Raw genomic sequence first — 14,470 nt, 5'->3', positions numbered from 1 at the left:
AGGGGAACTGACGATCACATATCGGTCGACAGCATTCGGTTCGCGATCCGCAATCCCGAGTCTTCCGCGGCATCCAATGCACGTGATTGCTCTGCCGTTATCCTGTCGCACACCCAATCCCAGTGCATCGTCACCACAGCGCCGGGGACGGGCATCGCCGCAAGCGCGTTGCCCTCGACCCTCCACCGCACTCTCTGCGTTGCCGGTCGGCCGCGTGCGAGTTGCTCACCGTCGAACTCGAGCGGGGACGAAACCACCAATGCATGCTCCTCGCCGACGTCCTCGACCACTCCCCATCTGATCCGGCAGTTCTGGAGGACGGACAGTGGGACCGCACCGCGCTTCCGAAGAAGCTTGACCCACGGATACACCAGAAATACGTGAAAACTGTGGTGCGCGAGCGCGCGGTCCCGACCCGCGAGGACGGGGAGGAACCCGGTGTTCTCGCGTTCACCGAATGCCCCCCTCAAGTGCTGTAACAACTTCCCCGAATCGAGAGAGTCGAGGAGATCACCTCCCACCCAATAGGCTTCGATCACTCGCGGATCCAGGGGGTCGTCGATGCCCGCTCCTACAGCCAATGCCTCGAGGTACGGCCACGCACCGTCGAATTGACGAGCGTGATCACGGTCGCCGCTGCCCGAGTTGCCGCTGGCCAGACGAAGCAGCACTGAAGGATCGTCGGGTCCGCAGTAACCCAACTCGTTCGGCGGATACGCGTAGCGGGCAAACAATGCCGGCCCGTTCATACCGACGGCAGTCATCAGCAGATCCGAGGAAGTTGTTCACCTGCCGGCAAATCCACTACCCGATTGCCTCCCAATGCCGTACGCGCCACCACCATTGTGCGATGTTCGGCCACGCACTCCCCGATCACGGCGGCTCCCACACTCAGTGGATTGCCGTGCATCGCTTCCAGAACCAGGGCGGCATCTTCGCGTGGAACGAAAGCGATCAACTTGCCCTCGTTTGCGACGTACAACGGATCCAAGCCGAGTAGCCCACAGGCGTCGCGCACGTCAGCGGGAATCGGCAGATCTCGCTCCACCAGCGCAACCCCGATGTTCGACGCCTGAGCGATCTCGTTGAGGGTCGCGGCGACTCCGCCCCGCGTAGGGTCGCGCAGGACGTGGATGTCGACACCGGTGGCAATCATGTCGGCCACCACGCCGTTCAGGGCTGCACAATCACTGCGCACTTCGGTCCCGAATTCGAGACCTTCGCGACAACTCATCACGGCCACGCCGTGAACGCCGATGTCGCCGCTGACGATCACGACGTCACCCACTTGTGCGCGAGTGGGGCTGATGTCCACCCCGTCTGCGACAATCCCGATTCCTGCGGTGTTGATGAAGACTCCGTCGCCGTGACCGGCATCGACGACCTTGGTATCACCTGTCACCAGCCGAACGCCGGCAACGTGCGCGGCCTCACCGAGCGCCTTCGCGATTCCCGCGATGTCGGTCAGCGCCGTCCCTTCTTCCAGGATGAATGCCGTCGACATCACCAATGGCTGCGCTCCCGCCATCGCCAGGTCGTTCACCGTTCCGTTGACAGCGAGATCGCCGATAGTTCCGCCGGGAAACACCATGGGTTTGACGACATACGAGTCGGTCGAGAACGCGAGCCGCACCCCGCCGACGTCGAATACGGCCGAGTCACCGAGTTCTGCATCGGCAGCGCTTCCGAACGAGGGCAGGAACAGGTGCTCGATGAGCTCGGCGGACATCGCTCCTCCACCACCGTGCCCCATGACGATGTTCGGCGAATCACGCAGCGGCAGTGGGCAGACCCACGCCGACAAGTCCACGACAGCGGTCTCCTCAGCCGGCATGACCCGCCTCCTGAAGTTCCAGGCGCCGGTACAGGTAGTACGCGGCGCACGCCCCCTCGGACGACACCATCGTGGCACCGAGTGGATTCCGCGGAGTGCATTCCTTCCCGAAGGCACTGCACTCGTGTGGCTTGATCAAACCTTGCAACACTTCTCCGGAACGGCAGACGCTCGACTCGTCAGTATGGATATCGGTCACCGAAAAACGCTCTTCGGCATCAAAATACGCATACTTCGGTGCCAGCTGCCAACCGCTGTCCGGGATCGATCCGATGCCGCGCCACGTCCGGTCCGACACGGCGAACACATCCTCGAGCATCGCTTTCGCTGCGGTGTTGCCCTGCGCGGTGACGGCACGGGCGTAGGCATTTTCGACCTCGTATCGACCCGATTCCAACTGCAGCACCGTCTTTCGGATGCCCTCCAGCAGATCCAGCGGCTCGAATCCGGTGACGACGATCGGGACCTTGTACTTCTCGGCCAGCGCCGGGTACTCCGACGTTCCCATCACACTGCACACATGCCCGGCCGCCAGAAATGCCTGCACGCGGCACTCTGGCGAATCCATGATCGCGGCCATCGCCGGCGGGACCAGAACGTGCGAGACGAGTAGCGAGAAGTTCTCGATACCCAGGCGATTGGCCTGATAGACGGTCATGGCGTTGGCCGGCGCGGTGGTCTCGAATCCGATCCCGAAGAACACCACTTGCCGGCCCGGATTCTCCTTGGCGATAGTCAGTGCATCCAACGGTGAGTACACCACCCGCACGTCACCGCCGGCGCTCTTGATGCGGAACAGATCCGACGAACTCCCCGGAACTCGCAACATGTCCCCGAAGGAGCAGAAAATGACATCGGGTCGTGCCGCGATTTCGAGAGCTTTGTCGATGATCTCGAGCGGGGTGACACAGACCGGGCATCCGGGTCCGTGGATCATCTCGATCTGTTGGGGAAGTAATTGATCGATGCCGTGTCTGATGATCGAATGTGTCTGACCACCACACACTTCCATGATCGCCCATCGCCGTGTGGCCAGCGCACGGATCTGATCCAGCAGTTTGCCGGCCAGTTCCGGATCGGAGAACTCGTCCAGATATTTCATGATTCCGTCTCCTTCGGTTCGATCCCCGCGGCCCGGGCAGCCCTTTCGAACCCGTCACCGAATTCCTCTTCCAGTACGCCGAGGTGCTCGAATTCCGCCAGCGTGCTGCGAGCGGATTCCTCGTCGAGTCGCTGGATGGCAAATCCGACGTGCACCACGACGTACTCGCCGACTTGGGCGCCCGGAATGTACTCGAGGCACACTTCTTTTCGGACGCCACCGAAGTTCACCACCGACATCGTCGTTCCGTCGCGTTCCTCCAGGGACTCGATACGTCCCGGTACGGCTAGGCACATGACACAACTCCTGACCTCATGACGAACTCCCCACCAGCACTTGGCCGTAGGCGAGACCGCCGTCGTTCGGCGGCAACTCCAGTCCTGTCAACGGCGTGAATCCAGCGTCTGAGAGCAGAGCACACGCCCGAACGAGCAGTAGAGGGTTCTGAAAGACACCTCCGGTGAGTACTACCTCGTCCACTCCCGCCAGTTCCCGGCCACGAATTGCCCACTCGAGCACCAGGTGCGCTACGGATTCGTGGAAACGGGCGCCGATCACTTCAGCGGGCAACTTCTCCCGGAGATCGCGGACAACAGCCCGAATGACCGACCGCGGATCTGCTGTCCACGAATCGTCGTCCGACTGCGTCCAATCGAAGGTGTACCGCGAACCGGCGCTGTCGACTCCCCTCGACACCCCCTCCAACTCGATGGCAGCCTGCGCTTCGTAGTCGACCCTCTGACGGACCCCGGTCAGCGAGGAGACTGCGTCGAACAACCGCCCCATGCTCGAGGTGTCCACGCACCCGAAACCGGTTTCCATCTGGTGAAGCAGGACCGACTGCTCTCGGGGCGGACAGGCTGCCACGGGCGCGAGGTCGGATTCCCAGTCCAACCCGGCATGCCACAGGTGGGCGAGCGCCATTCGGTACGGCCGTTCCACTCCGGCATCGCCCCCGGGCAGCAGTACGTATCCCAGATGCGCGAGACGGCGATAACCCTTGTACGTCGCCAGCAGTAGTTCCCCTCCCCACACTGCGCCGTCCGCCCCGTAGCCGGTGCCGTCGAACGCTATTCCGAGAACTGGTTCGCTCCCGTCCCGGCCGTTCTCCCCCATCACGGAAGCCACATGTGCGTGGTGATGCCCGACGATGCGCACCGGTCGGTCACCACTACGACTGCGAGCCCACGAGGACGAGCGATACCGCGGATGCTCGTCACAGGCGATCTGGTGCGGCACCACCCCCGTGATCGATTCGAAGTGACTCTCCGACGCAGCAAAACTGTCGATGACAGCGAGGTCGCCCATGTCTCCGATGTGCTGACTCGGCCACACATATCCGTCCTCGGCAAGACAGAAGGTGTTCTTCAGGTCGGCCCCGACCGCCAAGGTAGGCGGTACGTCGAACGGCGCGGTGACGGGCAGCGGAGCATATCCGCGCGAGCGACGAAGCAACTGTCTTCCACTGCCGACTATTCGCATCACCGAGTCGTCACACGGCATCAAGATCGGACGGTTGTGGGTCAATACCCCGTCGGCCAGGTCACCCAATCGTTCGAGATCGTTGTCGGAGTACAGAATCGGCTCACCGCCGATGTTCGCCGATGTCATGACCAACACCGCTGGGCCCGCCTCTTCTCCGGCCAAACCCAGAAGAAGATGCTGAATCGGGTTGTAGGCCAGCATGATTCCGATATCCGGAATGCCGGGGGCAATCAAGGGGGAAAGCGCGTATCCAGACGCTTTGGCAACCAGCACAATCGGGCGCTCGCGCGAGGACATGGCATCAGCCTCGGCATCACCGACCACACCCAACTCTCTGGCTTCTGGCACATCGCGCACCATCACCGCCAACGGCTTGCTTGCTCGATGCTTGCGTTCACGCAACTCGTGAACCGCGCGGTCGTCGCGGGCATCACAAGCCAGGTGAAATCCTCCGATTCCCTTGACAGCAAGAATCTTCCCGTCTCGCAGTAGGGATCGGGCTCGTAGCAGTGCACCCTCACCGGTCACGGCGGGCGCGTCCCCTTCCACGAACGATAGCGTTGGACCGCACTGCGGGCAGGCAATCGGTTGCGCATGAAACCGGCGGTCGGCGGGATCCACGTACTCCGCCGCACAGTTCGCGCACAACGGGAATCGCTTCATCGTCGTAGCGGCGCGGTCGTAGGGCAGCGATTCGATGATCGTGAATCGCGGACCGCAGTTGGTGCAGGTGATGAATGGATGACGATATCGCCGATCGCTCGGATCAGTCAGTTCCCGGAGGCAGTCGTCGCAGATCCCGACATCCGCCGGCGCCAAGGTTCGCCCGACCGACCCCGCATCCGTCTCGACTATACGAAACCCCTCACGACCAACCGGCCGCGAGTCCTCGCGCTCTACCGACTCCACCCGTGCCAGCGGTGGGGGGCGGTTTCGCACCCGAGCGACAAATGCATCGATTGTCTCTCCGTCGCCTTCGACGTCGATCACGACACCGAGAGCAGAATTTCCCACCGAACCCGACAGTCCCAGTTCGGTGGCGGTCGCATGGACGAACGGCCGGAAGCCCACCCCCTGGACTACGCCACGAACGATGACACGGCAGGCGATCTTCATGTCCCGACCTCGCCGTTACCAGTATCGGAGTCGACTACCTCACCGTCGTGGCCACCACGGCCCATCAGTTCGAGGCCGGCCCGAGCGTGGCGAGCTCCCTGCTCGTCGACCTTCTCGACTGCAAAGCCCATGTGGATCACCACCCAGTCACCTGCCGTGACGGTGCCTTCGTCGAGCATTCCGATGTTGACCTTGCGTGGTGCCCCCTCCACGTCGACGAGAGCGAGTTGACCTCCGTATCCGTCCAGTAGTTCGCGTACCCGTCCCGGAATCCCCAGACACATGACTCACACCTCCGGCCCCAGTGTGGTGGCATCACAGTCCACGTCGATGGACCGGACGAGTGCCAGCACCGCAGAAGCGGCTTGCCTTACCGAATCACGCATCTCCGCACTCAATCCGATTCCGTCGCCGATCGATTTCGCATGTGCCCCCACCACGAACGTCCGCGGGAGTGTTCCGCCGAGGGCCTGCAGGCTGGCAAACACCGAACTCGGATGCATCGAGTGCGCGTCGAAACCTCCTTGCGGGCCTTCACTTTCGGGGTCCACTTCGATGATCGCGAGCTTGCCTGGGACTCCGGTCGCCGGTAAGGCATCGATCAGGACCAGGGCGTCCCACGACTCCAACAAGTCGTACGCCAGATGCACGCCCCGAATCCCGTAGTCGACCAGGTGAGCTCCCGATGGGAGATTCTCATGCTGCAGCGCCCGAACAACTTCGGGGCCGAATCCGTCGTCTTCGAGAAATATGTTTCCGACACCTGCAATCAGCACGCGCACAGCGCTTTACATCTTTCGCATTCGCAGATAGCGCTGGATGTCCGGCATCGACACCACCAGGACGATCGCGGCTGCGATCGCGGTGGCGCCGAGAAGTGCCGTCGACAGCAATCCCATGCTCCTCATGGCGAGTTCTCCTCTCGATAGCTGTGAAGTTCGATAGCTGTGAGTACGTCACGCGCTGTCGCGCGGCATCGGCTCTATCTCGTCCGGCGCGAAGTACAGGTAGCGGCCGTACCAGTTGTGCAGATCGGCGGCCGGATCGTCCAACAGTGTCACCCCAACATGAATGTCGCCGTCCACGTCTTCATGAATGGTGGCGACGTGGGCGATCCGGCCGTCGAAGAACAGGTCCTGAGCATCAGCGCGGCGTGAGGGGTGGAGCCGAACTGTACTTCCACCAGAGACACGGACGCCGTTGATCAGAACTGCGTCGGTGCGTGGTTGGACACTGGTGTCGGCTTCCGGGGTCCACCAGTCCACACCGTCAGGCACCTCGGGTATCAGATCAGAACCGGCGTGCGGATTTCGCAGCACACCGTGCAGGCCGGCTAGATCGTCGTCCGTCAATCGCTCACATCGGTCGATGATGTCGGCAGCTCTGGAGTCGGTAGCTCGCGCCCGCGCCTTTTCCTCGTCGGTCATGGCAAGGATTCTCAGGGTGAGAATTTCGTCGATCTCGGTCGAGTCGAAGAGAGATCCCTCGCTCTGCGGCGCAATCTCGGGAAAGTCGTACAGGATGATCGGTGACACCAGAACGGTGGGAGATGTGCCAGGGTGAGTGGGGTCCTCGGTCCCCGCAAGCACCGGATAACAGCGATTTTGCCGCAACTGCTCCGAGTGATCTGCTTCTTCGAACAACGACAGGAACCTCGAGCCTGTGCAGTTCACAATGACGTGAGTCCCCAGCATCGATTGCGCGGTGGCCGTGCCCTTGTCCCGTGCGTCGACGCTCGTGGCGTTCATGATCTCCACGGAAATCACCGTGCGTCCGTCCCCGGCGGAGGCGCTCACTGCCAAGAGGCCATTCACCGGAAGCCGTGTCCGAACGATCCGTCCGACCACCCTGCCCCGAGAGTCCGACAAAGTCTCTCCTTCGACAACTCCGGCCGCACAGAAGGTTTCTTCGACGCCGGCCTCGAGTTCGTCCAGACCCCACGGACCCAAAACGATCTCGGACTCGGTGGCTTCGTCCCACGAGATCGACTCCCGCTCGCCGACTACCAACCGATCGACCGGGATCCACGCCCCGCCGGCGCCGAGTCGTTCAACCGTCCGCGACTGGTGGTGCAGAAATCTCACAGTCGCAGAAACTTCGACGCCGTTCCGCTCGAATTCGCCGAGCAGACATTGCGCGGACATCGACGGTTCCTCGCCGACTCCGACCTCGGCGGCGCCGGGCGGTCCGAGAACCCCGAACTGCCAACGGGATTGATTCTTCGCCGAACCGGCCCGGTAGGGATAGAGAAGATATCCCTCGTACAGGACGGCGTCGGCCACGGCCCGAACGTCGTGATCCATCTCCGTTCGAGTCATCGCGGCACCTGGCTCGCCGTCAGCAACTGCCGCACGGCTGAATCGAGGTCCGTGAGGCCGTGCGCTGCCTTGAACCGCACGAGATCGGCAATCGTCTCATGGTCGAGGCGTACCCAACCAGACGCCGGATAATGCGCAGCCATCAGCTGTTTCCACACGTCGACCGGCAATTCGTAGGCAGCAGATCTGTCCCACGGGATCTGCTGCACGGAGAAACCACGCGGTCCGTCGGTGAATACCGTGCCGCTCAGTAGAACCACGATCGGAATCGTTCCGTCTCCGAGTGCGTGCATGTACTTCGACGCCGTCACCGAGAAGTCGTACGTACACGCCATGGGCAAGGCCGCGACCGTTGTTCCGGTGAATCCTTGAACGACCGTGGAACATTCCATCCACAGGAAGGTGCGCAGCGTACTCGACCAACGCTCCCGCGGACCGAAGAGATCGCGCAGACCTTCGCCTTCGGCGTCGGAGTACGGTCGGCGGTGTGGTTCGATTCGTACCTGCGCGCGCAGAGCCACCGCACGGACGGTCGTGCCGGTGGATTCCGACATTCTCAATCTCACCGTCAGATTCGGCGTAACCGCGTACGGTTCCACCTCCATGTTGTCGATCGAGAAGTCGAGAACAGTCATGCCGACCTGCTTCGCGCCTCGACGCGCCCGAAGAACTCGTCCACTGCGCGTGCGGCATCCTGGCCACCGTCGAATCCGCGCCACACGGTGCGCAATCGTCCCACCAGTTCGTAACAGGCGTCGATGGGAACAACGAAGCATCTCGGCGATTGTCCTGACGTGGGCACCGACACGATCAACGCCTCGACGTCGGCCCGCATCTGCGTGAGCCCCGGATTCTCCTCGAGCACAGTCTCGAACGAGTCGATGGGCAACTCGGATTCGGTAGCTCCGGCCGGTCCCGGATAGAAGACTATGTACTTGTCGAGGAGTGAGTTGCGGAAGAAGAATGCCAGGCCGACGGGGATTTCCAGAGACTCCCACCGGCCAGGGCCGAGGTCGAAGTCCGGAAACTCGAGGTACCGATCGGGAACCGCTTTGTATCGAAGGTCCGCGTCGACCGGTGCAAAGAGTAGATAGCACGGTCGGCACACGCACATCAGGCTCCGGACCTGTACGTCCACGACGTGCTGGTGTTCGTCGCCTATGCCCGCCGCACACATCTCACACCTCGGTCCGGTCGGAACGACACGCGACGAGGCGATTCGTGTGAGCACCTCTCCCACAGTGACTTTCATGACGGGGCTGCGTTCACGGCTAGGTCACCGGTATCACAGACTCGTCAGCAAGCGCGACCGAGAGCACTCCGTCGCGAATCAGCACCGGCACAGGCGCCAGGTGCTCGGAGCCGGTGCCCACCCGCGCTCCCGCCCCGTACACACTGAAGTGGGCAGAGCACGTCGGACAGGTGAGGACAGCGGCGTCTCGGGCAGGACGGCCCATCATGCGTTCGAGCACAGCCCCCGCCATCGAGTGCTCACACACCGGGCAATGGTCGCGATACGCGTACAGATCGTCACCGGAGCGGCAGACCAACAGATCGGTGCCCGACACGCGGAAGCCCGCGACCTCTCCCACCTCGACTTCGGCGAATTCGGGGACCTCCACCCAGTGCGTACCTCCCCCGTCGGCGTGAACGTGCGAGAACAGGGACTCGACCGAAATCACACCCGACTTCAGCTCGTGCGAATCCGGTGTTTCGACGTCGATTCCGGTGGTCTCGGGTGCCGCCGCCTGCACCGCGTCCTGGACCGCGGTTTCGAGGGTCACCGAGGACGAAGGGCAACTGTTACAGCTTCCGAGAAGCCGTAGTCGCACCACGCCGTCCGCCACCTCGATCAGTTCGACGTCGCCTCCGTGCGAACCGAGGTACGGACGCACGCTGTCGAGCGCAGTGCGGACGCGGGTCTCCACGTCGTGCGGGTGAAGTCCGTGCACCAGTAGCAGGCTGGACACCAGATCGTCGCGAACCATCGCATCCATCGTGGCCGGATCTGCCAGAGCGACGGTGCGTTCGAGTGCTGCGCCGTACAACTGCACGACCTCACGCACCAGTTGCTCGGCGCGATCTCTCGCCACCGGGCCTGCGCCGGCGTTGGCCTGCAACAACGTCTCGATGCGCTCACCTGCTCCGCGCCAGTAGTCGGCCGATTGCTCCATCGATCACTCCCCGGTCACGGACTGCGTCGGAGAGTGCAACTTCTCCAGGGTCTTGCCACCGCCGAGATACATGTGAACACCACACGGCAGGCAGGGATCGAAACTACGCACGGTCCGCATGATGTCGATGCCCTTGAAGTGGTCTCGATCGTTCTCCTCGAAGATCGGCTGACCCTGCACGGCATCCTCGTACGGACCGGGGGTTCCGTAGCTGTCGCGCGGGCTCGCATTCCACGGTGTCGGTGGGTACGGGTGATAGTTCGCGATTTTTCCGTCACGAATCACCATGTGGTGTGAGAGAACTCCGCGGACGGCTTCGGTGAATCCGCAACCGATACCCTCGTCCGGGACCTCGAACGACTCCCACGTCTTGGTCCGGCCGGCCCGGATCTCGACAAGCGCCTTCTCGGCGAAATGAAGGGCAGCCGCGGCTGCGTATGCCTGGAAATACGTTCGCGCGCGGTTTCTTTCGAGGGTATTGCTGCCATGTTCGGGAATCTTCCACTCGAGCGAGACAGGACCCTTCAGTGCTGTTTTCGGAAGATTGATCTTCACACTGTGTCCGGTCGACTCCAGGTATCCGATGTCGACCAGGCCGGCCAGAGCGGTGCTCCACAGACGAGCCAATGCTCCCCCGCCCGTGTCCAGAGCAAGGTTGTCTTTTCCGTCGAACCATCGCGGTGACATGACCCAGCTGTACTTGTCCTCGAGGTTCCGCTTCTGCGGGTGGGGGTTGGTGTGCTGATTCCACGGGTGCCTGCGATCGACCGGGTTACCCAGCGGATCGGTTTTGACGAACATCTCCTGATCACTCCAGTCCTCGTAATACGAGGAGCCCAGCATGATTCGGATACCGAGGTTGATGTCCACCAGATCCGTGGTGACCAACTTTCCGTCGACAACCACACCGGGAGTGACAAACATCTTCCGGCCCCAGTCGGTCATGTCCTTGTAGGAGAAATTGCAGTACTCGGGGTCTTGGAACGATCCCCAACAACCCAGCAGGGTCCGCCGCAGGCCAACCTTTTCGTAACCAGGCATCGCCTGGTAGAAGAAGTCGAACAGGTCGTCGTGCATCGGCACGACCTTCTTCATGAATTCGACGTACCGCATCAGCCGCGACATGTAGTCCGTCATCAGTTCGATCGTCGCGACGGTGCCGACGCCGCCGGGATAGAGCGTCGACGGGTGAACGTGCCTGCCCTCCATCAAGCAGAACATTTCGCGAGTCGAACGCGAGACTTGCAACGCTTCGCGATAGAACTCACCCGTGAACGGATTGAGAGTCCGCATGATGTCCGCGATCGTGCGATACCCGTGCTGCTCCTCGTGCGGGCAGCGCGTGTTCTCTGCCTGCGCCAGCACACCGGGATTCGTCTCGGAGACCATCTTCTCGCAGTAGTCGACGGCGACAAGATTCTCTTGAAAGATGTTGTGGTCGAACATGTACTCGGCGGCCTCGCCGAGATTGACGATCCACTCGCCCAGATGCGGCGGCTTGACGCCGTACGCCATGTTCTGTGCGTAGCACGAGCATGTGGCGTGATTGTCACCGCAGATGCCGCAGATACGACTGGTGATGAAATGCGCGTCGCGCGGGTCCTTCCCCTTCATGAACAGGGAATACCCGCGAAAGATCGACGACGTGCTGTGGCACTCCACCACTTCGCGATTGGCGAAGTCGATCTTGGTGTAGATGCCCAGACTGCCGACGATTCGGGTGATGGGGTCCCACGCCATCTCGACAAGACCGTCGCGGTCCGCAGTCGAGGTGGGTTCGGGAACGATGGCCGTCATTGCAGTGCCTCCCAGAGACGTTGCTCACGAACTGATTTGAATGTATCCGGTCGGTCACCACGTACGCGTCGCACCGGTGAGTAATTTCGACCCGCGCTCGCGCCAGTGCGGTTCCTTGTCCAACGTGTTTCCGGTGATCCGGCGGAGACTGTGGATCACGGACCCGTACATTCCCACCGCATTGGTGGAGAGTTTGCCGCCAGGTGGTTCATCCATGAACGGCATGAACTTGTCGGGGAATCCCGGCATCGTGCACCCGATGCAGATCCCGCCGACATTAGGACACCCGCCGACTCCGTTGATCCAACCACGTTTGGGGACATTGCATTTCACGACCGGTCCCCAACATCCGAGTTTGACGATGCACTTCGGTGACCCGTACTCCGTCGCGAACTCACCCTGCTCGTAGTACCCACCACGGTCACAGCCCTCGTGTACGGTGGCACCGAAAAGCCACTGCGGGCGCAGGGATTCGTCCAAGGGAATCATCGGCGCCTGATCAGTGGCCATGTACAGAAGGTAGGTCAGGGTCTCGGAGAGGTTGTCCGGCTGAATGGGACACCCGGGAACGCAGACGATCGGGATGCCCGCCTTCGATTTCCAGGTCCACCCGAGATAGTCCGGCACGCCCATCGCACCGGTCGGATTGCCGGCCATCGCATGTATGCCGCCGTAGGTCGCGCACGTACCGACCGCAACTACCGCAGTGGCTTTCGGTGCCAGCTTGTCGAGCCATTCGCTCGTGGTGACCGGTTGGCCGGTTTCGCGATTGTTCCCGAAGCCGCACCAATACCCCTCGTCGTGAAGTTTCTCGTTCGGTATCGATCCTTCGACGACAAGAACAAAGGGTTCCAGTTCTCCGCGGTCGGCTTTCCAAAACCACTCCAGGAAATCGTCAGCGCCACCCTGCGGTCCGCATTCGAAGTCGATGAGCGGCCAATGAACCGCTACCTGCGGCAGGCCGGGCAAGGCGCCGAGCGCGATCTCCTCGATACTGGGTTGCGTGGCTGCAGTGAGCGCCACCGAATCTCCGTCGCAACTGAGACCGGCATTGATCCACAGCACGTGGATCAGAGTTTCTTCCGCTTTGGCCGCTGCGCTTGCGGGGGTAGCTGCGCTTTCGGAGGCAGGTTCCGCCGTGGTGCCAGCAGTCGATTTTTGTGTGTCCATGTCAGCCGCTTTCACGGGTGCACTTGCGCCTTGACTCTCAGCGCCGCGACTGGCCTGACACGCTATGGCCTCAAGACTCTGTGGCCTCGAATTGCCGCGGCACCGAAACGCTGACGCCACCGGAGTCGAACCTCGGCCCACTTGCGTGGCACCCACTCATTTCATTAACTACCCGAGCAGATCAGTTGTCAACGGCCACCGGAGAAATCGCCGAACGACTACCGATCCACTCGTACCACTCGTCCATGCCCTCACCTGTCGTGGCAGACAAAACAACAACGCGCACAGCAGGATTGAGTATTCTCGCCTGCTCGACGCAGGCATCGACGTCGAACTCGACGTATGGGAGCAAGTCGATCTTGTTGATCACCACGAGGTCCGCGACAGCGAAGATGTGTGGGTACTTTTTCGGCTTGTCTGCCCCCTCCGGCGTCGAAATTAGGACAACCTTGCCTTCCTCGCCGAGGTCGAAGAGCGCGGGGCACACCAGGTTTCCGACGTTTTCGATCAGAAGCAGCGATTCTTCAGCGGGATCCAAGGCGCGCAGTGCGCGGTCGATCATCGCGGCATCGAGGTGACATCCGGCCCCGGTATTCACCTGCACCACCGACGCGCCGGTCTCTCGGATCCGCTCGGCGTCGAGCCGGGTTTCCTGGTCACCTTCGATCACGGCTATCGGTCGCTGACATCCGAGCTCCCGGATAGTTCGCGCCAGCAATGTCGTCTTCCCCGCGCCGGGGGAACTCATGATGTTGAGCGCCGTGATTCGGCGGCTCCGCATCCACTGACGATTGTGAACCGCAATGCCGTCGTTCTTGGCGAGCACCTGTTGCTCGAGAATCACGGTGTGGTCGGGGTGGCCGTGCTCATGGTCATGCTCGTGACCGTGCCCGTGACCGTCGTGTTCCTGCTCGTGTTCTCCATCTGCGACTACCGACACCCGAGGTCCTGTGGTGTCCCCGCACCCACACGTCGCGCACATGCTCAGCTCACTTCCATCGACAGGATCCGTAACTCTCGGCCGGCAAGCACCTCGACATCAGCACTGCCGCATTCACACAGCAAGAACATGTCGGGCGGCGAGAACATCACGCCGCAGCTTTTGCATCGCGCGCTGGTTGCAATCTCATCGATGTGCAAGCTGGCACCTTCGGCGTGAGTACCCGCGGTGACGACGTCGAAGCAGAACAGCAGAGAGTGTGGAACCACCGCGCAGAGTTGCCCTACTTCAAGCCGCACGCTCGATACTCGTCGCTCGCCGGCACGCTCACACACGGCTTCGACCACACTCTGCGCAATGGACAGCTCGTGCACGGTGAAACCCACGATTCGTGATCCGGAAACCTCCCTTCCACGATAAGCACCAACGGTCGTTGTGCGTAACCCGTACACGAAAACAGGCTGCGATCCGCAACTAATTGCGGATCGCAGCCTGTGACAGCGTTATTCGTGTGACGAACGCCGGCGAGAAGGA

16 protein-coding genes are annotated in these 14,470 nt (G+C 61.9%); all 16 read right to left on the bottom strand.

Translation table 11 applies throughout. The annotated features are described in order from the left end of the window. Positions 1–14 precede the first annotated feature (14 nt). The 16 genes from AC1Q6C_RS13620 to hypA all read right to left on the bottom strand — a co-directional run bounded on the left by AC1Q6C_RS13620 (position 15) and on the right by hypA (position 14,310). Positions 15–764, bottom strand: a complete 750-nt coding sequence (locus AC1Q6C_RS13620) for a DUF6390 family protein (protein ID WP_492666655.1) — start codon at positions 762–764, stop codon at positions 15–17. Then, positions 764–1,834 carry a hydrogenase expression/formation protein HypE gene (gene hypE, locus AC1Q6C_RS13615; RefSeq protein WP_007735089.1) on the bottom strand — a complete coding sequence of 357 codons (1,071 nt, stop codon included), beginning with the start codon at positions 1,832–1,834 and terminating at the stop codon, positions 764–766. Before hypE ends, AC1Q6C_RS13620 begins: the two co-directional genes overlap by 1 nt. After that, the gene (gene hypD / locus AC1Q6C_RS13610; RefSeq protein WP_007735088.1) at positions 1,824–2,936 is read right to left on the bottom strand and encodes a hydrogenase formation protein HypD; all 1,113 of its coding nucleotides are present in this window, start codon (positions 2,934–2,936) and stop codon (positions 1,824–1,826) included. The genes hypE and hypD overlap by 11 nt, the downstream gene beginning before the upstream one ends. Then, positions 2,933–3,232 (bottom strand): HypC/HybG/HupF family hydrogenase formation chaperone, encoded by a 300-nt coding sequence (locus AC1Q6C_RS13605; protein WP_003942168.1) that lies wholly within the window; start codon positions 3,230–3,232, stop codon positions 2,933–2,935. The genes hypD and AC1Q6C_RS13605 overlap by 4 nt, the downstream gene beginning before the upstream one ends. Positions 3,233–3,248: 16 nt before the next feature. Beyond that, positions 3,249–5,537: a carbamoyltransferase HypF gene (hypF, locus tag AC1Q6C_RS13600; protein ID WP_050655148.1), complete on the bottom strand. Its 2,289-nt coding sequence runs from the start codon at positions 5,535–5,537 to the stop codon at positions 3,249–3,251. Continuing rightward, complete coding sequence (locus tag AC1Q6C_RS13595) at positions 5,534–5,821, bottom strand: HypC/HybG/HupF family hydrogenase formation chaperone (protein WP_007735086.1); 288 nt, start codon at positions 5,819–5,821, stop codon at positions 5,534–5,536. The genes hypF and AC1Q6C_RS13595 overlap by 4 nt, the downstream gene beginning before the upstream one ends. 3 nt (positions 5,822–5,824) lie before the next feature. Then, complete coding sequence (locus AC1Q6C_RS13590) at positions 5,825–6,319, bottom strand: hydrogenase maturation protease (RefSeq protein WP_047271381.1); 495 nt, start codon at positions 6,317–6,319, stop codon at positions 5,825–5,827. A 6-nt stretch (positions 6,320–6,325) separates the two neighbouring features. Further along, complete coding sequence (locus AC1Q6C_RS13585; protein WP_003942178.1) at positions 6,326–6,445, bottom strand: DUF6893 family small protein; 120 nt, start codon at positions 6,443–6,445, stop codon at positions 6,326–6,328. A gap of 48 nt (positions 6,446–6,493) precedes the next feature. Continuing rightward, positions 6,494–7,855, bottom strand: coding sequence for a hypothetical protein (locus AC1Q6C_RS13580; RefSeq protein WP_007735083.1), 1,362 nt, complete (start codon positions 7,853–7,855; stop codon positions 6,494–6,496). Then, positions 7,852–8,490, bottom strand: a complete 639-nt coding sequence (locus AC1Q6C_RS13575; protein ID WP_007735081.1) for a DUF6084 family protein — start codon at positions 8,488–8,490, stop codon at positions 7,852–7,854. The genes AC1Q6C_RS13580 and AC1Q6C_RS13575 overlap by 4 nt, the downstream gene beginning before the upstream one ends. Next, complete coding sequence (locus AC1Q6C_RS13570) at positions 8,487–9,107, bottom strand: DUF5947 family protein (RefSeq protein WP_168798986.1); 621 nt, start codon at positions 9,105–9,107, stop codon at positions 8,487–8,489. Before AC1Q6C_RS13570 ends, AC1Q6C_RS13575 begins: the two co-directional genes overlap by 4 nt. 19 nt (positions 9,108–9,126) lie before the next feature. Beyond that, a complete protein-coding gene (locus AC1Q6C_RS13565) occupies positions 9,127–10,029 on the bottom strand; it encodes a NifU family protein (protein WP_030535602.1) in 903 nt (300 codons plus the stop codon). 3 nt (positions 10,030–10,032) lie between these two features. Continuing rightward, complete coding sequence (locus AC1Q6C_RS13560; RefSeq protein WP_007735075.1) at positions 10,033–11,826, bottom strand: nickel-dependent hydrogenase large subunit; 1,794 nt, start codon at positions 11,824–11,826, stop codon at positions 10,033–10,035. Between the two features lie 54 nt (positions 11,827–11,880). Then, on the bottom strand, positions 11,881–12,996 hold the full coding sequence (locus AC1Q6C_RS13555; protein WP_042922651.1) for an NADH-quinone oxidoreductase subunit B family protein: 1,116 nt from the start codon (positions 12,994–12,996) through the stop codon (positions 11,881–11,883). A gap of 181 nt (positions 12,997–13,177) precedes the next feature. After that, positions 13,178–13,978 carry a hydrogenase nickel incorporation protein HypB gene (gene hypB, locus AC1Q6C_RS13550; protein ID WP_047271374.1) on the bottom strand — a complete coding sequence of 267 codons (801 nt, stop codon included), beginning with the start codon at positions 13,976–13,978 and terminating at the stop codon, positions 13,178–13,180. 2 nt (positions 13,979–13,980) lie between these two features. Further along, complete coding sequence (gene hypA, locus AC1Q6C_RS13545) at positions 13,981–14,310, bottom strand: hydrogenase maturation nickel metallochaperone HypA (RefSeq protein ID WP_073512368.1); 330 nt, start codon at positions 14,308–14,310, stop codon at positions 13,981–13,983. Positions 14,311–14,470: the final 160 nt, after the last annotated feature.

The organism is Rhodococcus sp. MT28 (genome assembly GCF_058792695.1).
Note: the sequence above shows the minus strand (reverse complement) of the source record. Positions and strands in the feature narration are given on the sequence as shown.